This window comes from Flavobacterium arcticum, assembly GCF_003344925.1.
Classification (GTDB): Bacteria; Bacteroidota; Bacteroidia; order Flavobacteriales; family Flavobacteriaceae; genus Flavobacterium; species Flavobacterium arcticum.
Map to the genome: position 1 here is coordinate 2,916,722 of NZ_CP031188.1, position 20,273 is coordinate 2,936,994.

The 20,273-nt window shown below is 34.7% G+C and carries 18 protein-coding genes and 1 other RNA gene; 11 read left to right on the top strand and 8 right to left on the bottom strand.

Annotation, left to right across the window (positions count from 1 at the left end):
- Positions 1-77 precede the first annotated feature (77 nt).
- Complete coding sequence (locus DVK85_RS13195) at positions 78-1,679, top strand: ABC transporter substrate-binding protein (RefSeq protein WP_114678891.1); 1,602 nt, start codon at positions 78-80, stop codon at positions 1,677-1,679.
- Between the two features lie 3 nt (positions 1,680-1,682).
- Here the strand turns inward: DVK85_RS13195 and DVK85_RS13200 are convergent, their stop codons facing one another.
- From DVK85_RS13200 to DVK85_RS13210, 3 genes are all read right to left on the bottom strand, one after another.
- A complete protein-coding gene (locus DVK85_RS13200) occupies positions 1,683-2,288 on the bottom strand; it encodes a thermonuclease family protein (RefSeq protein ID WP_114678892.1) in 606 nt (201 codons plus the stop codon).
- Between the two features lie 13 nt (positions 2,289-2,301).
- Positions 2,302-3,477 carry a GlmU family protein gene (locus tag DVK85_RS13205; protein ID WP_114678893.1) on the bottom strand — a complete coding sequence of 392 codons (1,176 nt, stop codon included), beginning with the start codon at positions 3,475-3,477 and terminating at the stop codon, positions 2,302-2,304.
- A gap of 163 nt (positions 3,478-3,640) precedes the next feature.
- Positions 3,641-3,892 carry a type B 50S ribosomal protein L31 gene (locus DVK85_RS13210; protein ID WP_114678894.1) on the bottom strand — a complete coding sequence of 84 codons (252 nt, stop codon included), beginning with the start codon at positions 3,890-3,892 and terminating at the stop codon, positions 3,641-3,643.
- A gap of 245 nt (positions 3,893-4,137) precedes the next feature.
- On the opposite strand from DVK85_RS13210, the gene DVK85_RS13215 reads away from it, so the two are divergent.
- From DVK85_RS13215 to DVK85_RS13240, 6 genes are all read left to right on the top strand, one after another.
- Positions 4,138-4,671: a DUF4199 domain-containing protein gene (locus DVK85_RS13215; RefSeq protein WP_114678895.1), complete on the top strand. Its 534-nt coding sequence runs from the start codon at positions 4,138-4,140 to the stop codon at positions 4,669-4,671.
- Positions 4,672-5,622 carry a glycosyltransferase family 2 protein gene (locus DVK85_RS13220; RefSeq protein ID WP_114678896.1) on the top strand — a complete coding sequence of 317 codons (951 nt, stop codon included), beginning with the start codon at positions 4,672-4,674 and terminating at the stop codon, positions 5,620-5,622.
- 60 nt (positions 5,623-5,682) lie between these two features.
- Positions 5,683-7,410, top strand: coding sequence for a phospho-sugar mutase (locus tag DVK85_RS13225; RefSeq protein WP_114678897.1), 1,728 nt, complete (start codon positions 5,683-5,685; stop codon positions 7,408-7,410).
- A 4-nt stretch (positions 7,411-7,414) separates the two neighbouring features.
- The gene (locus DVK85_RS13230) at positions 7,415-9,244 is read left to right on the top strand and encodes an ABC transporter ATP-binding protein (RefSeq protein ID WP_114678898.1); all 1,830 of its coding nucleotides are present in this window, start codon (positions 7,415-7,417) and stop codon (positions 9,242-9,244) included.
- 94 nt (positions 9,245-9,338) lie between these two features.
- Positions 9,339-9,962 carry an HAD family hydrolase gene (locus DVK85_RS13235; RefSeq protein ID WP_114678899.1) on the top strand — a complete coding sequence of 208 codons (624 nt, stop codon included), beginning with the start codon at positions 9,339-9,341 and terminating at the stop codon, positions 9,960-9,962.
- 76 nt (positions 9,963-10,038) lie between these two features.
- Positions 10,039-10,737, top strand: a complete 699-nt coding sequence (locus tag DVK85_RS13240) for a hypothetical protein (protein WP_114678900.1) — start codon at positions 10,039-10,041, stop codon at positions 10,735-10,737.
- Positions 10,738-10,745: 8 nt separating this feature from the next.
- On the opposite strand, the gene DVK85_RS13245 is transcribed toward DVK85_RS13240, so the two are convergent.
- Genes DVK85_RS13245 through DVK85_RS13255 form a run of 3 tightly spaced genes read right to left on the bottom strand, consistent with a single transcriptional unit; the run spans position 10,746 to position 15,724 of the window.
- Positions 10,746-11,492 (bottom strand): hypothetical protein, encoded by a 747-nt coding sequence (locus DVK85_RS13245; RefSeq protein WP_114679070.1) that lies wholly within the window; start codon positions 11,490-11,492, stop codon positions 10,746-10,748.
- A 46-nt stretch (positions 11,493-11,538) separates the two neighbouring features.
- A complete protein-coding gene (locus DVK85_RS13250; RefSeq protein WP_240339584.1) occupies positions 11,539-14,025 on the bottom strand; it encodes a TonB-dependent receptor in 2,487 nt (828 codons plus the stop codon).
- The gene (locus DVK85_RS13255) at positions 14,009-15,724 is read right to left on the bottom strand and encodes a M23 family metallopeptidase (protein ID WP_114678902.1); all 1,716 of its coding nucleotides are present in this window, start codon (positions 15,722-15,724) and stop codon (positions 14,009-14,011) included. The genes DVK85_RS13250 and DVK85_RS13255 overlap by 17 nt, the downstream gene beginning before the upstream one ends.
- Before the next feature lie 178 nt (positions 15,725-15,902).
- Here DVK85_RS13255 and DVK85_RS13260 point away from each other — a divergent pair, with 178 nt between their 5' ends.
- The 4 genes from DVK85_RS13260 (at position 15,903) to rny (ending at position 18,285) form a co-directional block, all read left to right on the top strand.
- Entirely contained in the window at positions 15,903-16,193 is a 291-nt protein-coding gene (locus tag DVK85_RS13260; RefSeq protein ID WP_114678903.1) for a hypothetical protein, read from the top strand.
- Positions 16,194-16,200: 7 nt separating this feature from the next.
- Positions 16,201-16,494 (top strand): cell division protein ZapA, encoded by a 294-nt coding sequence (locus tag DVK85_RS13265; RefSeq protein WP_114678904.1) that lies wholly within the window; start codon positions 16,201-16,203, stop codon positions 16,492-16,494.
- A gap of 59 nt (positions 16,495-16,553) precedes the next feature.
- Positions 16,554-16,660, top strand: a non-coding RNA gene (gene ssrS, locus DVK85_RS13270) — 6S RNA.
- Between the two features lie 59 nt (positions 16,661-16,719).
- Positions 16,720-18,285, top strand: coding sequence for a ribonuclease Y (gene rny / locus DVK85_RS13275; RefSeq protein ID WP_114679071.1), 1,566 nt, complete (start codon positions 16,720-16,722; stop codon positions 18,283-18,285).
- Between the two features lie 67 nt (positions 18,286-18,352).
- On the opposite strand, the gene DVK85_RS13280 is transcribed toward rny, so the two are convergent.
- Both DVK85_RS13280 and DVK85_RS13285 read right to left on the bottom strand, forming a co-directional pair.
- Entirely contained in the window at positions 18,353-18,754 is a 402-nt protein-coding gene (locus DVK85_RS13280; protein ID WP_114678905.1) for a response regulator, read from the bottom strand.
- Positions 18,741-20,261, bottom strand: coding sequence for a sensor histidine kinase (locus DVK85_RS13285; protein WP_114678906.1), 1,521 nt, complete (start codon positions 20,259-20,261; stop codon positions 18,741-18,743). Before DVK85_RS13285 ends, DVK85_RS13280 begins: the two co-directional genes overlap by 14 nt.
- Positions 20,262-20,273: the final 12 nt, after the last annotated feature.

Consider the following 20,273-nt stretch of genomic DNA (forward strand, 5'->3'; position numbering starts at 1 on the left):
ACTGTAAAGCAGTAACTTTATTTATATTTACCTCTCTTAAAAAAGAGGTTGCAAATTTACACACAAAATTCGATTTGATGAAATCAATAAGATACTATATATCAATTTGTTGCTTTATGTTTCTGTTTACTTCGTGTTCAGAATCAGAAAAACAAAACCGCGACCACCTCGTTTTCCGCTATAACGAAAATGCAGCCGTCAATTCATTAGACCCTGCTTTTTCACGCATTCGTCCTTCTATATGGGTATGTAACCAACTGTTTAACGGGCTGGTACAACTGGACGATAAACTGAACATACAGCCTGATATTGCCAAAAAATGGGAAATATCTCTCGATGGTAAAACCTATACTTTTACCCTTCGTGATGATGTATATTTTCATAAAAATGCTGTTTTTGGAGCAGATAGTACACGAACAGTAGTTGCTGCTGATTTTGAATATAGCCTTAACCGGCTACTCGATGAAGATATTGCCGCCCCTGGCAGATGGATATTGCAAAATGTAGAAAGTTTTAGCGCAGTAAATGACAGTACTTTTCAGATACAACTTAATAAAACATTTCCTGCTTTTTTGGGATTGCTTACTATGAAGTATGCATCTGTAGTACCACACGAAGCCTTTAAAACCAAAGATTACGATTTTCGTGCTAATCCTATTGGTACCGGACCTTTTCAGTTTAAAATATGGGAAGAGAATATAAAACTGGTACTGCGAAAAAACCCTTTATACTACGAAAAAGATAAAAACGGTGTACAACTCCCTTACCTTGAAGCTGTAGCCATTACCTTTTTACCTGATAAACAAAGTGGCTTTTTACAGTTTGTACAAGGCAGACAAGATTTTGTTTCAGGGTTAGACCCATCCTATAAAGACGAGATACTTACACCCAAAGGAGAACTACAACCCAAGTATAAAAATACTGTAAACATGATTACAGGTGCATATCTTAATACTGAATATATGGGTTTTAGACTTGATGGTGTTGATGACGCTGTAAAAGATAAACACATACGCCAAGCTATGAATTATGGGTTTAATCGTAGTAAAATGATTATGTACCTGCGTAACGGTATGGGTACACCTGCCATACATGGTATGATACCTACAGGACTTGGAGGTTATGGTACAAAAGGTTATGATTACAACCCTGCAAAAGCACGCAAGCTGATAGCGGAGTACAAAAAGACAACAGGAGATAATAACCCTAAGATACAAATGAGCACTAGTGCTTCTTATCTTGATATAGCTGAGTATCTGCAACGCGAATGGCAGAAAATAGGACTGAATGTAGAAGTAGATGTAAATCCGCCTTCTACCCTTACACAATCAATATCTAACGGTAAAGTCTCGTTTTTTAAAGCAAGTTGGATAGCCGATTATCCTGATGCTGAGAATTATCTTTCATTATTTTACAGTAACAACTTCTCTCCAGGAGGTCCTAACTATACACATTTTAAAAATGAAGAATTTGACAGGCTATATGAAAAGGCTTTTACAGTTATAAATGACAAAGAAAGATATACTTTGTATAAAAAAATGGATTCGATAATAATGGAAGAAGCTCCCGTTATCCCTTTATTTTATGATAAAGCAGCACGTTTTACAGGTAAAAATGTAAAAGGATTAGGGATTAATCCTTTAAATTTATTAACGTTAAAACAGGTAAAGAAACAATAATTATTACCTATGATTTCTATTTTTTCTTCGCCATTGCCAAGGAGCAGTAGGATTTCTATCTGCCCATAAGCCTACTTTTTTAGCTCTTGCTTTATTCTCTATTTCTGCAAGCAATTCACTATCAGAGTAATTTTTATAATGCCATGCTAGTCCAGCCTTTACAAGCTCTTCATTTACATTAATACCATCTTGGGTTATTACTGTGCCCACTACTCTACCATATTGATCGCGTTTACCTCCCGATTCTACCGTTACAATTTGACCATAACATAAATCAGATGCATATTTTTTAGCAGCTTTACCAAAAGCTTGTTTACTTTCGGGGCAGTCTATTTCGGCAAGGCGAATACGTTCGGCAAATCCGTCATATAATACTTCAAAGGTATCACCGTCTTTTATACTTACTACTTTTCCCGTAAATGTTTTTAGACTACGAAATGGTCTTTTTGCTTTTTTATATGTTTTTTCGACAAAACCATCTTGAGGTTTACTACCACCCTTATTATCTATATTTCTTACAACTGAATATATAGAAACAGTTAGTATAAGGAGTAAAATCCAGATAGAATACTTTTTTTTACCCCTACCTCTATTTTGTTTTCTTGTCATTGTATAGTATTAACTAGTCTTTACGCCATTTTTTTGTTTCTTCAAAAATGTACTCCATTATAGCAGCATCTTCCTCTGTAAACTCTACATGACGACGTGCCATTACTATTTTTGCAGTTTCAAACGCTTTCTTGGTTATATATGTTGTAAAACCCGAAGCTCCACCCCAAGAGAAACTTGGCACAAAATTACGCGGGAAACCACTACCAAAAATATTAGTACTAACCCCTACTACTGTACCTGTATTAAACATAGTGTTAATACCACATTTACTATGGTCGCCCATCATAAGTCCGCAAAACTGTAATCCTGTCTTTTTAAAACCTTCTTTTTCATAACTCCATAGCTTTACCTCATCATAATTGTTTTTCAAATTAGAGTTGTTAGTATCAGCACCAAGGTTACACCATTCTCCTAAAACCGAGTTACCTAAAAAGCCATCATGCCCTTTGTTAGAGTATCCAAATAACACTGAATTATTTACTTCACCACCAATACGTGAGTGTGGTCCTACAGTAGTAGCACCATATACTTTAGTGGCTAGTTTTACCTGAGCACCTTCGCACAATGCAAATGGACCACGAATTACTGAGCCTTCCATAACCTCTGTATCTTTACCTATATATATAGGTCCTGTACTCGCATTAAGCGTAACAAATTGCAGTTTGGCACCTTCTTCTATAAAGATATTTTCGGGAGCAACAACATTTACTGTAGTAGGTATAGGTTGCGAAGTTCGTCCTTCGGTAAGTAATTCAAAATCTTCACGAATAGCAGCATCATTTTTCTGGAATATATCCCACGGATTTTCTACTCGTAAACAATCTCCATTATACTCTATAATTTCATACGTATCAAAATCTACTTCTTCCTGAGTTTCACTAGTATAAAAAGCAACAACTTCTTCACCGCAAAAAACAGCTTGTTTCTCTTCAAGTCCCTGTATCATTTCTACCATATCTTCTGTAGGCAAAAAAGAAGCATTTATCATTATATTTTGCTCCATTTCTACCATAGGATATTTTCCCATCAGGTACTCTTCGGTAAGCGTTGTGGTAGTATAACCCAAATGCTTTTCCCATTTTTCGCGAATGGTAAGAATTCCTATCCTAATATCTGCTACAGGACGAGTAAAAGTAAACGGTAAAAGCGCGTTGCGCACAGTTCCGTCAAAAAGTATATAATTCATGGTTTTTAGTGTTTGTGCTCCAAAAATAGGTAATAAAGTTGTAAAGTTATAACCTAAAAATTACGTATATATTAATATGCTACAATTTTAATGATAACTTAAAAACAAGGTATAAAAAAACCTTCCGTTTCGGGAAGGTTTTCTATAATTTGAAATCCAAAAATTATTTTTTGAATTTTGAATATTTGCTTTTGAACTTGTCAATACGTCCTGCTGTATCAATAAGTTTAGATTTACCTGTATAGAATGGGTGTGAAGTTCTAGAAATCTCCATTTTCACTACCGGATACTCAACTCCGTCTACTTCAATTGTTTCTTTTGTATCTGCAGTAGATTTAGTAATAAATACATCTTCATTAGACATATCCTTAAATGCAACTAATCTGTAATTTTCTGGGTGAATACCTTTTCTCATCTTTACGTAAATTTTATTTTGTTATGGCTGCAAACCCGCTTTGCGGCTTTCCTTATATGCGGAAAGGTATAAACGCTTTTACAACTTTTTATTTTTGAACATTTTAAATTCAGAGTGCAAAAGTACAACTATTTTTTTAATATCAAATAGTTACATTTATTTTTTTTGACTGTAACATCCATTCCATTTTCACGACTCATTACTATTGTAATTAGTATATTTGTAACTTTAAAACCAACCATATCATGAATGATGTAATCAAAAAGAACGGCGTTAATTTCGGTATTATTATTGGAATCGTATCCGTTTTAATCAGTACTATCCTATATATAATTAACCTTGAACTCATGTTTAGCATTTGGGTTGGGATTATTATGTTTCTAATCAGCCTAGGAATAGCAATATTTTCAATAGTAAAATCTAAAAAAACATTAGATGGATACATAACTTTTAAAGAAGCTTTTACAAGCTATTTTATAACAATGGCTCTCAGCTCTATTATTAGTACATTATTTATGTTTGTGCTTTTTAATTATGTAGATCCCGAAGCAAAAGTAACACTTTCGGAAATAGCTCTTAAAAAAAGTGTTGAAATGATGCAAAGCGTAGGTGCTAAAAGCGAAGACATAAGATCTACTGTAGAACAGATAAAAGACGTAGACAACTTCAGTATAGCATCATTAGCAAAATCTTATATTTTTGGGCTTATATTTTATATAATAATTGGTCTTATAGTAGCTGCTGCAATTAAAAAAAATAAGCCTGAGTTCGAAAACTAGATGAATTTATCCATAGTAATACCACTCCTTAACGAAGAGGAATCGCTTAACGAACTACATCAGTGGATTGTTGCCGTAATGACAACTAATAGCTATAGTTATGAATTAATTTTCATTGATGATGGTAGTACTGACAGTTCTTGGCAAAAAATACAACTCCTCGCTACCACAAACCCGAATGTAAAAGGCATTCGGTTTTTGCATAATTATGGTAAGTCTCAAGCCCTGCATGCTGGCTTTGCTAAAGCGCAGGGTGAGGTTATTATTACTATGGATGCTGATTTACAAGATAGTCCCGAAGAAATACCCGAATTGTACAACATGATTATGGGTAAAGGGTTGGATTTAGTATCGGGGTGGAAAAAAAAGCGATACGATTCGGTAATTGCTAAAAACATGCCTTCGAAGCTCTTTAATTGGGCAGCTCGTAAAACATCGGGCGTGAAACTACACGATTTTAATTGCGGACTAAAAGCTTATAAAAACACCGTAGTAAAAAACATAGAAGTATCTGGCGAAATGCACCGTTATATACCTGTGCTTGCTAAAAATGCAGGATTTGCCAATATTGGCGAAAAAGTAGTGGTACATCAAGCAAGAAAATATGGTAGTACCAAGTTTGGTATGGAACGCTTTATTAACGGCTTTCTCGACCTTATAACAATTTGGTTTATATCGCGTTTTGGTAAACGTCCTATGCATCTTTTTGGCGCACTAGGAGTACTTATGTTTATCATAGGGCTATTTGCAGCAACCTATATTGGTTTTATAAAGCTATATAAGTTGTATAATCATGAACCTACTATACTGGTAACAGATAATCCTTGGTTTTACATTGCGCTTACCACAATGATAATAGGCACACAGCTTTTCCTTGCAGGATTTTTAGGAGAAATAATTCTACGTACTAAAAATAATGAAGAACGTTACAAAATAAGCGAATCATTATAATAAAAATAATTTGTATCTTCAATTCATAAAAACCAACCTTTAAATTCATAATAAAATACTATGGATATTGAAAAATCGATACTAGATAAAGTAAATATATGGCTAACGCCAGATTTTGACACTGATACACAAAATACTATAAAGGAGATGATGACCTCATCACCTAAAGAACTTGAAGAAAGTTTTTATAAAAACCTTGAGTTTGGTACAGGTGGTATGCGCGGTATTATGGGGCCTGGTACTAACCGAATTAATAAGTATACATTAGGTAAGGCTACACAAGGCTTATCTGACTATTTAAAAAAATCATTCCCAAACAAGCAAATTAAAGTTGCGATAGCTTATGATTGCCGACATAATAGTGACACACTTGCAAAAGTAGTTGCCGATGTATTTTCAGCAAACGGTATTAAGGTTTTCCTTTTCTCTGATATGCGCCCAACGCCTGAGCTTTCGTTTGCTGTAAAACAATTAGACTGCCAAGCAGGTATAGTACTTACAGCATCACACAATCCTCCCGAATATAACGGTTATAAAGTATATTGGGAAGATGGTGGGCAGCTTGTACCGCCACAAGATGGCGAAATTATAAATACCATTGAGGCTTTACAATACAATCAAATTAGGTTTGAAGCTAACGAAAGCCTTATAGAGTATATAGACACTGCTATTGATAAAGCATTCATACAGTCGTCACTAAAAAATGCTACTTTCAATACACCACAGGAAGCAAAAGACAACTTAAATATTGTATTTACCTCGTTACACGGAACTTCTATAAAATTAGTACCAGATGTATTAGAAGCTGCGGGATATAAAAACGTACACTTAGTAGCAGAACAAGCTGTACCTAACGGTAACTTTCCTACAGTAAAATCGCCAAACCCTGAAGAGCCAGAAGCACTTGCTATGGCCACAGCATTAGCGGATAAAGTAGGTGCAGATATTGTAGTAGGTACTGACCCTGACAGCGATAGACTTGGTGTAGCTGTTCGTAATAATGAAGGCGTCATGACATTGTTAAACGGTAACCAAACTATGGTACTGATGACGCAGTTTTTACTGGAGCAATGGAAAAAGCATAATAAAATAACCGACAATCAATTTATTGGGTCAACCATTGTATCTACCCCAATGATGATGGAACTTGCTACGACTTATAATGTAGAGTGCAAAGTGGGGCTTACAGGTTTTAAGTGGATTGCCAAAATGATAAAAGACTTCCCTGAACTTGAATTTATCGGTGGTGGAGAGGAAAGTTTTGGTTATATGGTAGGCGATGCTGTTCGCGATAAAGACGCAGTTACCTCTACCCTATTGGTATGCGAAATAGCAGCACAAGCTAAAGCAAAAGGTAGTTCGATGTATCAAGAATTACTACGTCTTTATACCGAGTTTGGTTTTTATAAAGAGTCGCTTATCTCGCTTACCAAAAAAGGTATTGAAGGGGCTCAGGAAATAAAGCAAATGATGATAGATCTACGTGAAAATCCGCTAGAAGAAATAAACGGACAACGTGTAGTTATGGTAGAAGATTATCAGGCATCATCGGGTAAAAACCTATTAACAGGTGAAACAGAAGAGCTGTACCTCCCAAAATCGAATGTGCTTATTTATTATCTAGAAGACGGTAGTAAAATATGTGCACGACCAAGTGGTACTGAGCCAAAAATTAAATTTTACTTTAGTGTAAACGATACACTGGACAATGTTGATGATTTTGTAGGAATAGAAACCATGCTTACCCTGAGAATTGAAGGCATTATAAAAGCAATGAACCTTATTTAAGTTAATGGATTACTTTAAAAAAATATTTCGCTTTGCGAAACCTTACAAAAAATATGCTGCACTAAATATTTTCTTTAATATTTTTTATGCTTTATTTAGTGCACTTTCTTTTGTATCTCTTATACCAATGCTTGATGTTCTCTTTGGAGAAGATAAAGACAAAGTTGTCGAAAAACCTGTTTATACAGGCATCCTAGAAGTAGGAGATTATGTAAAAGCATATATGGGACATTATATGCAAACAGCTTCTGAAGAACATGGTCAACAATTTACACTTACTATAGTAATATCACTTATTATATCCCTGTTCTTACTAAAGAATATGTGTAATTATTGGGCTATGTACTTTATTACCTTTCTGAGAAATGGTGTGCTTAAAGATATCAGGAATGCCATGTACAAAAAGATAGTAGAATTACCATTAGCATACTTTTCAGAAAAGAGAAAAGGAGACACTATGGCTCGTATCTCATCAGATGTATTAGAGATACAACACTCTTTCTTATCTATTCTGGAACTAATTGTACGTGAACCACTAACTATTATTTTTACAATAATTGTAATGTTAACAATAAGCACAAAGCTTACTATATTTGTTTTCATTTTTATCCCTATTTCAGGATATGCTATATCTTTAGTAGGAAAGTCACTAAAAAAGCGTTCGGATCGTGCCCAAAAAGAACAAGGATATTTCCTCTCTATCATTGAAGAAACATTAGGAGGACTTAAAGTAATAAAAGGTTTTAACTCTGAACCTTACTTCAATCAAAAATTTCAAAAATCTACTGACAATTTTTATCATTTTTCAAACAAAGTTCTTAATAGACAAAACCTTGCTTCACCAACTAGTGAATTTTTAGGCATAGTGGTTATCACTGTATTACTATGGTATGGTGGGCGCATGGTTTTAGTAGAAGGAACCTTAAAACCTTCGGACTTTATTGTTTATATGGGACTTGCCTATAATATACTTACTCCAGCAAAAGCTATTTCGAAAGCGTCCTATGGTGTTAAAAAGGGTAATGCCGCTGCCGAGCGGGTTATGGAAGTACTTGAACAGGAAAACCCTATAAAAAACAAGCCAAGTGCTATCGAAAAAAATTATTTTGAACAAGATATAGTTATAGAAAATATCAACTTCCGATATGAGGAAGAAAATGTTTTAAAAGATTTTTCACTTACAGTACCTAAAGGACAAACCGTTGCACTAGTAGGGCAATCAGGTAGCGGAAAAAGCACTATAGCTAACCTGCTTACTCGTTTTTATGATGTACAAGAAGGTAGTATTAAAATAGACGGTATTAATATAAAAGATTATAAGCTAAGTGCATTAAGAGGGCTTATGGGACTAGTAACACAAGATAGTATCTTGTTTAACGATACCATACGTAACAACATTGCTTTAGGTAAAGAAAATGCGACAGATGAAGAGATTATTGATGCCTTAAAAATAGCGAATGCTTATGAGTTTGTAAAAGACTTACCTGAAGGCATACAGACAAACATAGGCGATGGCGGAAACAAACTAAGTGGTGGGCAAAAACAACGCCTTAGTATAGCACGTGCTGTATTGAAAAACCCTCCTATAATGATTTTAGACGAGGCGACCTCTGCACTAGATACCGAAAGTGAAAGACTCGTACAACAAGCATTAGAAAATATGATGCAAAACCGTACTTCGGTAGTTATTGCTCATAGACTTTCTACAATTCAAAAAGCTGATAAAATCATAGTGATGAAAAAAGGGCGTATTGTAGAACAAGGTACGCACGACGAACTTATTATGCTAGATGGTAATTATAAAAAATTGGTAACAATGCAAAGTTTCGAATAACCATTGTTAATAATATGATAAGGAATAGCTGCAAATTTGCAGCTATTTTTTTATGCAGTATATTTAGCTTTGATAAAAGTTAAAGACTTATTCTATGCAAAAAAAAGCAATTATATACGACCTCGATAACACTATATACCCTGTAAGCGCCATAGGCGATATATTATTCAAGCCACTATTCGACCTTATTATCGAAAGCAGACTGCACAATAATGATTATGATGCTATACGCAAAGCTATTATGCGAACACCTTTCAGGTTGGTGGCACAACGCTTTAAGTTTAGCGAGGAACTCACCCAAAAAGGTATTGACTTACAAGAGGAAATGGAATACAATAAAGCTATAGCTCCTTTTGACGATTATCCTGAAATACATACTATCACGGCAGAGCGATTCTTAGTTACCACAGGGTTCCGAAAAATGCAACTAAGTAAAATAAAACACTTGGGCATAGAGAACGATTTTAAAGAAGCGCATGTAGTAAATCCTACAGTTACAAGTAAAAAAGAAGTATTTGCTGATATCTTAAAACGTTACAATTACAGTCCCGAAGAGGTCTTTGTAGTAGGTGATGACCCTGAATCGGAAATTGGAGCAGCCAAAGCATTAGGAATACCTACTATATTGTATGACAAAAATAACCTATACAATGCTGAAGAAGCTGATTATGCTATAAGCCATTTTAAAGAGCTCGTAACTATATACAATACTAAATAAACTAATAACGATTTAATAATGATTAGTATGGCAGAACATTTGTACATTTAACATATTAAACAAGCCAACTAATTTTATGTATGTTCCTCAAAAAAATATAACCCTGTCCGATCCCGATACTGTGGTATGGAAATATTTAGACCTTTCTAAGTTTTTAGATTTATTACTTTGCAAAAAGCTATTTATGGCACGTGCAGATAAATTTGAAGATCAGTATGAGGGTACATTCAGCGAACCTACTTATGGCGAAATGAAAAAGATTGCTCAAAACAATCCTGAATTTCTTAATCGTTATAAAACACATAGAGAAAAAGTGGTGATAAGCAGTTGGCATATTAACGAGCATGAGTCGTATGCCATGTGGCAAATATTTACACAAAATAGCGAAGGGCTTGCTATACAATCTACCATAGGGCGGTTACAACAAGCGTTAGCATCTGAAACTAAATATGAACAACATATTGGTGCCGTAAACTATATTGACTACAAGAAAGAGTTTATTCCGTTTGATGATATTTTCTTCCCATTCCTGTTTAAAAGAAAGAGCTTTCAATATGAGGGTGAATTACGAATTATATCTGACTATACTAAATATGGTAAAACCATTAACGACGGAGTAAAAATTGATGTAGACATTAACTCTCTCATAGAAAAAATATATATTCATCCAAAATCAGAGAACTGGTATAAAAACCTTGTTATCCAACTTATGGAACAACTAGGCTTCAACTTTACAATAGAAAAATCGGACTTAGAGAGCGATATACTAATATAAAAAAACTATTATTTATCAATAGTGTCACGCACAACAGAGGCTACAGGCTCATAATCGGTTACCTTCCACTCTGGCGAAAGTAAATTAACATAGTAGTAATGTACTTTATCATTTTTATCAAAAGCACCATTTTTATTAATATCCTCTATAGTACGGAAGTATAATCTATTTTGTACCTCTACCACATTCCAATCTATAAGCTCTTGCATATTACGCGATAGCTTATGGAAATTGCGTCCGCTTATATCACTTATATAAAGTGATTTTATATCATTAGCATCTATCTTTCTATCATGATTCGTATCAGAATCTACTAGTGTATAAACTAGCACCTGTTTTTTAGCGATCGCATCAAGATAAGTAGCGGTTTGTATTTGCATCTTTTTATCTGTAAGCGGATGTAGCGCTGTAGAATCGATATGTTGAAACTTCAAATTTTCAAAATATCCCGTTATTTCATAACGGTTATAATTTGATATAGCATAACTAATATTATTAGTCCTGCTACTACCGTAAATTTTGCTCCTATCATCATAGATACGAATATCACCAATGGGGTGTATTAGGTACTTAGTACCCTCCATATGCACTGGTAAATCAGCGATTTTTATTTGCGTAGAGTCAACTTTCGGAACCTCCTTCTTTACCTCGGTAGTATCTTCATAAATAACCTTTGGTTTTGGCTTTTCCTCTTTACCACAACTTATAGCAAGAAGTCCTGAAAATGCGAATACTAATAGTGCGTTTTTTTTCATTTCCATATCAGATATATTACCAAAAATACTGAAAATGTTTGAATAATTATATCCTTGCGTTAAGCTTTATACTGAAAACGCGACTGGTTAGATAATTAGGAATACCATATTGCGATTTTGTATACACATCGCGCACCCAAGTATTGGTAATAGCATTTTGATTATCAAACAGGTTAAAGATTTCTAAACCTACAGAAAGTTCTTTAAACATAGCCAGCCAATGCCCCTTGTCATACGCCTTTGTTCCATCAGTAAAGACATAAGCAAAGCCAGCATCGGCACGGCGGTAGTCATTAAGCCTTGATTGATACACATAAGGATCTGCATACGATGGCGAACCGCCTGGCAACCCTGTATTATACACTAAGTTTAAGTACATTTTCAAGCTCGGTATGTTAGGCACATAATCTTGAAATAGGATTCCAAATTTAAGTCTTTGGTCAGTAGGTCGTGCTATATATCCTTTATCTCTATAGTTTTCTTCTGTTTTTAAATAGCCAAATGTTACCCACGATTCTGTACCTGGTACAAACTCACCATTCATACGTACATCAAGCCCATAGGCATAAGCAACGGCATCATTATTAGCACGATAACGAATACGTACATTTTCTAACGTATAAGTATTTACATCATCAAGCTTTTTATAATATGCCTCTGTAACCAGTTTAAAAGGTCTGCCTGATAATTTAAAACTATAATCATTACCCAATACTATATGTATCGACTGCTGTGCTTTAACATTAGGATTAACTACACCAAGTGAATCTCTAAGTTCTCTGTAAAATGGCGGCTGATGATATAGCCCTCCTGCTATACGGAATAACATATCGCGTTTCCAATCAGGCTTAATGGTAAACTGCCCTCGCGGACTCATCGTTACCTGACTCTTACCGCTATTACCATACACATTAACTTGCCATTGATGCGCCCTTACTCCAGCATTCATCCATATATCGCTGCTTCCCAATTTTGCTCTTCTACTCCATTGTGCATAACCTGATACCCTATTAATTTCGACAAAATTAGTAGCCCTTACATTTTGATAAGGTGTTAACGGTCCTGTATAAGGGTTATAAGGCTGATCATTTATTGGTGTATCTATAACAGGAGCTGGTAATGCAAACCCTGCCGAGTCGATTACCTCCCACTCTACTAAACGGTCGCGAATGTCTTCACGAGTATATTTTACACCCCATTCTATAAGATTACTTTTTATGTCATGAAATCCTTTTACTTCGGCATTTACTATAAGAGCATCAAGGTCATTACGAGCATGATTTAACTGCGAACCTGCTCCACGAGCCGATTGTATCTCACCAAAAGTATCTGAACCTATATTAGTATCTACCTCACCCAGTGCATATTGTGCTAGTATATCAAAATGCTCTTGTTCTTGCGTGTGATATATAGAGCCAATTACCTTAAACTTAAAGTTTTCTGAAACTTCATAGGTAGATTTAAAAGCTCCAAAATAGGTTTCATACTCATCCTTTTCTTGCCCATCATAATAAATTTGTAAAGCAATAGGCTCATCTATAGTACCAAAATTAGTTTGACGTGTTAATGGTTGGTAGTGGTACTTATTTTGTGACATATTACCTAAAAAACTAAGCTCCCACTTATCAGTAGGCTTAAAGTTCACCATCGTTTGCACATCGGCAAAGGTGGGCTTAAAATTGGTTTCTGTCTCCTGACTATTTACTAACAGACTATTATCACGATAACGTGCCCCTATTATACCACTCCATTTTTTATTTTTTGATAACGACTCAAGAGTAAGGCTACCGCCTAGAAAACTAGCCTCTACCTCTGCACCAAAACCTTTTGGTCGGCGGTAAGTAATATCTAGTACTGATGATAGTTTATCGCCATAACGTGCCTGAAAACCTCCCGATGAAAAATCGACATTCTCTATCATAGCAGTATTAGTAAAGCTTAGCCCTTCCTGCTGTCCTGAACGAATAAGGAATGGACGATATATCTCGATATCTTCTACATAGACCAAGTTTTCGTCATAATTACCACCACGCACTGCATATTGAGTACTCAACTCATTATTACTATTACCTCCAAGTAATTTTATAATATTTTCTACCCCTGCATTAGCTCCAGGTATTTTTCTAATTGTTTCGGGCGATATATTAGTTATACCTTCTACCCGTTTCCTACCTGTTTTGGCATCAATTACAATATTATTAAGTGTCTCTGTTCCTGTAAGCATAAAGGAGTTGAACTCGAAACTATCATTATATCCCATCTCAACATTTTCTATAGACGAAAGTTTAAAGCTAATGTGTGAGAAAAAGACATTTACAGGAGTATTTACAGGAATGTTTATACTATAAAACCCACTACGATCAGTAGTTGTGGTTACACGTCCCGAAGGAACATCATAATATACACTTACTCCATCTATCGGTACATTGTGTTCATCGAGTAATACACCATATAAAATAGGGCTTTTTTGAGCAAAAAGTACGCTGCTAAATAGGATAAAAGTAAGCGTAAGTAATTTATTTATTGTTTTCAAGGGCAGTATTTTGTGTTCTAAAAAAATGCGTTTCAAAGGTAGTAGAATTTCCAACATTATCCGTAACAACAACTTTTAAATCGTTGCGACCTTCATCTACAACTCCATCACTAAAATTATGGAAGATGATACGGGTTTTATAATCATAATGCATCAATATCCATTTACCATTTAACCAAGCGTCAAATGTAGCAATTCCAGAAAGATCGTCGCTCATCTTGAGGCTAAAAGTTTGTTGCTGACTAAGCCATTTCCCTTCGGCAAAGCTACAACTGTATATTTTAGGCGGGGTTGTATCTTGATCAAGTTTATAATCGCCTAAAGATCTTACCTTAGCTGTTAATTTACCATTTTCTAGTGTACTGGAGTTATACGTCCTGCGTTTACCAGTAAAACCTTCTATAAAGGTTTTTTGTAAAACTTCGGGCTTAAGGTGGCTCACGTCAAACGATATTGTTATATAATCATGTACGGGTACTTCAGGATCATGTAAGTACAGTACAGAATCTTTTACAGTAAAATTCATATAAAAATCTTCATAAAAAGAATGTGCTGGTATATATACCGAAACGCCATCTTTTGTATAATTATTATTGCTTGCCGCTTTTAAAAAATAAGGTGTAGTATTTTTAGGTTCTACAGCCGTTGCAGTAATATTAGAATACTCAACACTACCATTTACTATGGTTTTGTTACCATGAAAATCTGAAACCTCTATTTTATAATTTTGAGTTCCATTAGGTAGTATTTCGAGTTGCCCATTAGTTGTATTACCCGAAATCACTGAAAGTGGATAAGGTGTTGTTACAAAAAGTTTTTGAAAACGCTGCCTTGTATTATAATAATAACCATAGTCGATAAAGTTATTAGAATATCGTGACTCGCTAAAAGCAAAAGTATCAAATGTGTAACTAAATGCAGGGCTATCATTGTAAAAAGTTTTCACTTTATAAACCCCATTATTTGGTGTACTACCCGTAGATCTATCAGATGTATTTATTGAGAAGCCTATTTTACCTTTAGCCAAAATTTTATCGGCTTTATACGTACCATCCTTTTGTAATCTGAGTTTTACCAAAAAAGGTTTAGCAACCCCATCTATCACAGTAGCATCACTCAGCGGATATACCATAAGCCCTTTTATTGCGGGAGCTTTAGTATCTTTCATTAATTTTTTAAGACCAAAATGGAGCGGGTTAATAATAGCTTCGGTTTTAGTATCTCTATACTCAAAATGCAAATGAGGTCCGCCAGAGCTACCCGAGTTACCCGAAAATGCAACCACCTCGCCTTGTGTTACCGGGATTTCGTTAGGTTTAAAAAACATTTCTACATCAAAATTTTGTTTTTTATACTGCTCTGCTCTAACTACTCTGGCTATTTTAGGCGCATAGCCCTCAAGGTGTCCATATACTGTAGTATAACCATTAGGATGGTCTATATACAATGCTGTACCGTAACCGTAAGACGATACCTTAATACGTGAAACATAGCCATCGGCAGCCGAATGAACAGGCAAACCTGTTTTTTGGTCTGTTCTATAATCTAGTCCTGTATGGAAATGATTACTCCTTACCTCTCCAAATGTACCAGATGGATATACAGGCAAATTGAGAGGCGATTTAAAATAGCCATCAGGGTACTGTTGTTGTGCAAAAGACAATGCAGTAAACAGTAAAAAAAATATTCGTAATCTCATAAGGCTAAAATATAAAAAAGCATCCAAAAACCAGTAACTACAAGGTTTTTACTTATAACTGTTTACATAGCAATTTATTACAGATATACGAAAAAAATTATAATAATTTTAGCATAACTATTGTTTGTATGCAAAGTAATATTAACTTTGTGAAATATTGTAATGAATATTGAATGCTATGAGCGGATTACCCGAAATAGTTGATTCTCTGGAAAGTAAAATTGAGAAGCTATACCAAAAACTGGATGAGCTAAACAAACAGAACCAGAAGCTTGAAAATGAAATTTCGGCATCAGCTAAGGTTATCAGCAATCAGTCTGAAGAGATTTCTATGTTAAAAAGGCAGCATGAGACTTTAAAAATGGCAAATTCATTACTGGGCAGTGACGAAAACAAGAGAGAAACAAAACTCAAGATAAATTCATTGATCCGTGAAATTGATTACTGCATAGCACAACTTTCTGATTAAGGAAGAAATGGATGAAAAGCTTAAGATAAAGATATCAATAGCCGACAGAGTTTACCCACTAACGGTAGACCCGTCGCAAGAAGAAGGGCTAAGAAGTGCCTCTAAAAAAATTGATGCTATGATTAAGCAATTCGAAGAAAACTATGCCGTGAGAGACAAACAGGATGTTTTAGCAATGTGCGCGCTACAGTTTGCAGCACAAACAGAACAAAAGCAGATAGATACTGCTGAATCGCTAGAAAAAGCGGTTGCTAAGTTGAAAGAAATGGATAAAAAATTGAGCGAAGTACTCTCTAAATAATAAAAACACGTTCTTTACATACGTCAAAAATACTGCCTACATTAGTACATATTTGATAAACTCAACACTAACAAATTAAAATGAGTGAATCTCCGTTTCTAAAGCAAGCTGCCTTGAGCAGATCCTTGAACAACGGGTTAGCTCAAAACTTGTCCATTACGAGTTTATACAATCTCTTCTGATGTAGGCTTTTTTTATATACATACACCAACATTAAAAAAATTTATGGATTCAACATTAATGATAATTATCGGTTGCATTATAGGATTAGCGATTGGTTTCGTGATAGCAAAGTTTCTTGAAAAAAAGAGTGCGTCCGGAATTTTAGGTAATGCAAAAAAAGAGGTCTCCTCTATACTAAAAGATGCTAAAAGCGAAGCGGAAGCTATTAAGAAAGATAAAATACTACAAGCTAAAGAGAAGTTTTTAGAGCTTAAAGCAGAGCATGAACAAGTTATATTAGGGCGCGACAAAAAAATATCGGAAGCAGAAAAAAGAATCCGTGATAAAGAGTCACAAGTTTCTAGTGAACTTGCAAAAGCGAAGAAGGTTAATGATGAAGTAGAAACTAAAATTTCTGACTACAACAACCGTATTGACTATCTTGATAAAAAGCAACAAGAAATAGACAGATTACACAAAAGTCAAGTAGAGCAACTAGAAGTTATATCAGGACTATCTGCCGAAGAAGCAAAAAGTCAACTTGTAGACAATCTTAAAGCAGAAGCGAAGAGCAATGCTATGTCGCACATACAAGACACTATAGAAGAGGCTAAACTAACGGCACAACAAGAAGCCAAAAAAATAATAATAAACACGATACAACGTGTAGGTACTGAAGAAGCTGTTGAGAACTGTGTATCAGTATTTAATATAGAATCAGACGACGTTAAAGGACGAATTATTGGACGTGAAGGTCGTAACATACGCGCACTAGAAGCTGCTACAGGTGTAGAAATTATTGTAGATGATACTCCAGAGGCTATTATACTTTCGTGTTTTGATCCTGTGCGTAGAGAAATAGCACGCCTTGCTTTACACAAACTGGTAACAGATGGTAGAATTCACCCAGCACGTATTGAAGAGGTAGTTGCAAAAACAGCTAAGCAAATTGAAGACGAAATCATAGAAGTAGGTAAACGTACCGTTATAGATTTAGGGATACACGGACTACACCCTGAACTTATAAAAATAGTAGGAAGAATGAAATACCGTTCTTCTTACGGACAAAACTTGCTACAGCACTCACGCGAAGTAGCTAAGCTTTGTGGTATTATGGCTGCTGAATTAGGGCTTAATGTAAAAATTGCTAAAAGAGCTGGATTACTACACGATATTGGAAAAGTACCCGATGCAGAGAGCGACTTACCACACGCATTACTAGGTATGCAGTGGGCAGAAAAATATGGTGAAAAAGAAGAGGTATGTAATGCCATTGGTGCTCACCACGATGAAATAGAAATGAAATTCTTACTATCTCCTGTTATACAAGTGTGTGATGCTATATCGGGTGCTAGACCAGGTGCAAGAAGACAAGTGCTAGACTCATATATACAAAGACTTAAAGATCTTGAAGAAATTGCCTATGGCTTTGGTGGAGTTAAGAGTGCCTATGCTATACAAGCTGGTAGAGAGCTGCGTGTAATAGTAGAAAGCGAAAAGGTTAGCGATGAAATGGCTGCTACTTTATCTTTCGAAATATCGCATAAGATACAAACAGAAATGACATATCCTGGTCAGGTAAAAATTACTGTAATCAGGGAAACAAGAGCTGTAAACATTGCTAAATAATAATTAGAGTTTAGAGAGTTTGTACACGAATAAAAAAAGCTGCCAATGGCAGCTTTTTTTATTCGTATTATACTTCTTCGCTCATAAATATCTTATCGAGGTCTTCTTTGCAAATCGGTTTTAAATAATAATCTTTAACTATATCATTAAACTCTTTAGCTTTGTTCATATCAACTTCACTGTTTGATGAACTTATCATATATACTATTGATGTTTTAGATAATGATGTTGTCAATTTTGAATATTCTTCTAGAAATTGCCACCCATCCATTATTGGCATATTTACATCGAGCAATATAAGATCTGGTAATTGCTCATTATTATTAGACTGTATATATTCTATCGCCTCGGCTCCATCACCAAAAAACTTAGTTGTTACATCTATACCATTTTGTTTAAGAAGATTCTTAAATAAAAAATGATAAATTTTGTCATCGTCAATTACATAAAGGCTTTTAACCATCTTCATCAAAATATATTTTAAAAGTAGTTCCTTTGTTTACTTCACTAGAAACTTCTATTTTACCTCCCATTGCTTCTACTTGGTTCTTGGTTATAAATAACCCTATACCTCTCGAGTTTTGATTTTTGTGGAATGTTTTATACATCCCAAAAAGAGAATTCTTATGTTTTTTTAAATCAATACCTAAACCATTATCCGATATAGATAGAACCTTCTTCCCTTCTACTACCGAAAAATCATAAGAAAGCATCGGCTTTCTTTCTGAGCTTGAATACTTAATTGCATTTGTGGTAAAATTAAGCAAAACACTTTCAAGATATGCAGGGTTGTAGTTTACCGTTACATCAAGAGGTATGTTAATTTCTATATTTACACCATTCTTAGTTATTTCATTATGCAATATATTCAATATATTTTTAAGATAGTGCCTTAAATTAAGGTTTTCTTTTACTGTTTTTATCTCAAATTGTATATCTACTAACTCTTTTAAATGTATAATAGTTACATATAAACTATCAGATATAGCTTCAAGATGATTTAGCATATCCTCCTTTTCGTCTTCTTTAGCACCTTTAAATATATCTATTAACATCTTAAGGTTACCAGCATGTGATCTTAAGTTATGCGAAACTATATGAGCAAAATTAATAAGTCTGTTATTTTGATCTCCAATAATGTCTATAGTATTGCCAAGCTCTATTTCTTTTTCTTTTAATAAAGTTATGTCTTTATGTGTACCTATTGCTCTTATTGGGTTTCCAAAATCGTCATACCCCACTACTTTACCTCTACTAAGCACCCATCTATATTTACCCTCATCATTCATGATGCGATATATATTCTCAAAACTAGATGATTTCCCTTCTAAATGAGCATCTCTAGAAGCCTTATGCCCCTTTATATCATCAGGGTGCATCCTATCTCTCCAAAACTTTAAAGGTACAATAACTTCTTCCTCTTCACTACCTAGTATACTCATTGATTGTCCTGAGAAATAGACGTTATCAGTAACCATATCCCAATCCCATATTCCTTCTGATGCTGCATGTAAGGCATACTTAAAGCGTTCTTCAGAAATTTTCAACTTACGCTCGTGTTCCTTTTGGTCGGTAACATCACTTACTCTACCATAAAAATATATACTCCCATCTTTTTGCAATTCGGGCTTAGCGTTTATTCGCATCCAACGCAATCCTTTCTTGGGTAGCCGTACGCGAAACTCACCATTCCATCCCGTAAGCTCTGCTTTAGATTTTTCAAGACTTTCTTTAAAACGACCAAAATCATCCAGTAATAATCTCTCTTTTAAAAAAACTTGAGTGTTATACATAAATGTTTCTACACTTAGCTCTAAAATATCATTTACTGTTTCGCTAGCAAAAACTATCGAGTAAAGATCATCAGTCTTCCAAATCATTTTAAATATAAGATCTGGTACTTGGTCTAGTAACTTTTTATAAAAAGCATTTAGGCTCTCACCATCATGAATATCTGGCATATCAAAAAACTCCATCTAAAATAGTTT

What these genes read in the sequence shown, in the direction of transcription:
- DVK85_RS13195 (WP_114678891.1), top strand. Translation starts at nt 78, where the DNA reads ATGAAATCAATAAGATACTATATATCAATTTGTTGCTTTATGTTTCTG.
- DVK85_RS13200 (WP_114678892.1), bottom strand. Translation starts at nt 2,288, where the DNA reads ATGACAAGAAAACAAAATAGAGGTAGGGGTAAAAAAAAGTATTCTATC.
- DVK85_RS13205 (WP_114678893.1), bottom strand. Translation starts at nt 3,477, where the DNA reads ATGAATTATATACTTTTTGACGGAACTGTGCGCAACGCGCTTTTACCG.
- DVK85_RS13210 (WP_114678894.1), bottom strand. Translation starts at nt 3,892, where the DNA reads ATGAGAAAAGGTATTCACCCAGAAAATTACAGATTAGTTGCATTTAAG.
- DVK85_RS13215 (WP_114678895.1), top strand. Translation starts at nt 4,138, where the DNA reads ATGAATGATGTAATCAAAAAGAACGGCGTTAATTTCGGTATTATTATT.
- DVK85_RS13220 (WP_114678896.1), top strand. Translation starts at nt 4,672, where the DNA reads ATGAATTTATCCATAGTAATACCACTCCTTAACGAAGAGGAATCGCTT.
- DVK85_RS13225 (WP_114678897.1), top strand. Translation starts at nt 5,683, where the DNA reads ATGGATATTGAAAAATCGATACTAGATAAAGTAAATATATGGCTAACG.
- DVK85_RS13230 (WP_114678898.1), top strand. Translation starts at nt 7,415, where the DNA reads ATGGATTACTTTAAAAAAATATTTCGCTTTGCGAAACCTTACAAAAAA.
- DVK85_RS13235 (WP_114678899.1), top strand. Translation starts at nt 9,339, where the DNA reads ATGCAAAAAAAAGCAATTATATACGACCTCGATAACACTATATACCCT.
- DVK85_RS13240 (WP_114678900.1), top strand. Translation starts at nt 10,039, where the DNA reads ATGTATGTTCCTCAAAAAAATATAACCCTGTCCGATCCCGATACTGTG.
- DVK85_RS13245 (WP_114679070.1), bottom strand. Translation starts at nt 11,492, where the DNA reads ATGAAAAAAAACGCACTATTAGTATTCGCATTTTCAGGACTTCTTGCT.
- DVK85_RS13255 (WP_114678902.1), bottom strand. Translation starts at nt 15,724, where the DNA reads ATGAGATTACGAATATTTTTTTTACTGTTTACTGCATTGTCTTTTGCA.
- DVK85_RS13260 (WP_114678903.1), top strand. Translation starts at nt 15,903, where the DNA reads ATGAGCGGATTACCCGAAATAGTTGATTCTCTGGAAAGTAAAATTGAG.
- DVK85_RS13265 (WP_114678904.1), top strand. Translation starts at nt 16,201, where the DNA reads ATGGATGAAAAGCTTAAGATAAAGATATCAATAGCCGACAGAGTTTAC.
- rny (WP_114679071.1), top strand. Translation starts at nt 16,720, where the DNA reads ATGGATTCAACATTAATGATAATTATCGGTTGCATTATAGGATTAGCG.
- DVK85_RS13280 (WP_114678905.1), bottom strand. Translation starts at nt 18,754, where the DNA reads ATGAAGATGGTTAAAAGCCTTTATGTAATTGACGATGACAAAATTTAT.
- DVK85_RS13285 (WP_114678906.1), bottom strand. Translation starts at nt 20,261, where the DNA reads ATGGAGTTTTTTGATATGCCAGATATTCATGATGGTGAGAGCCTAAAT.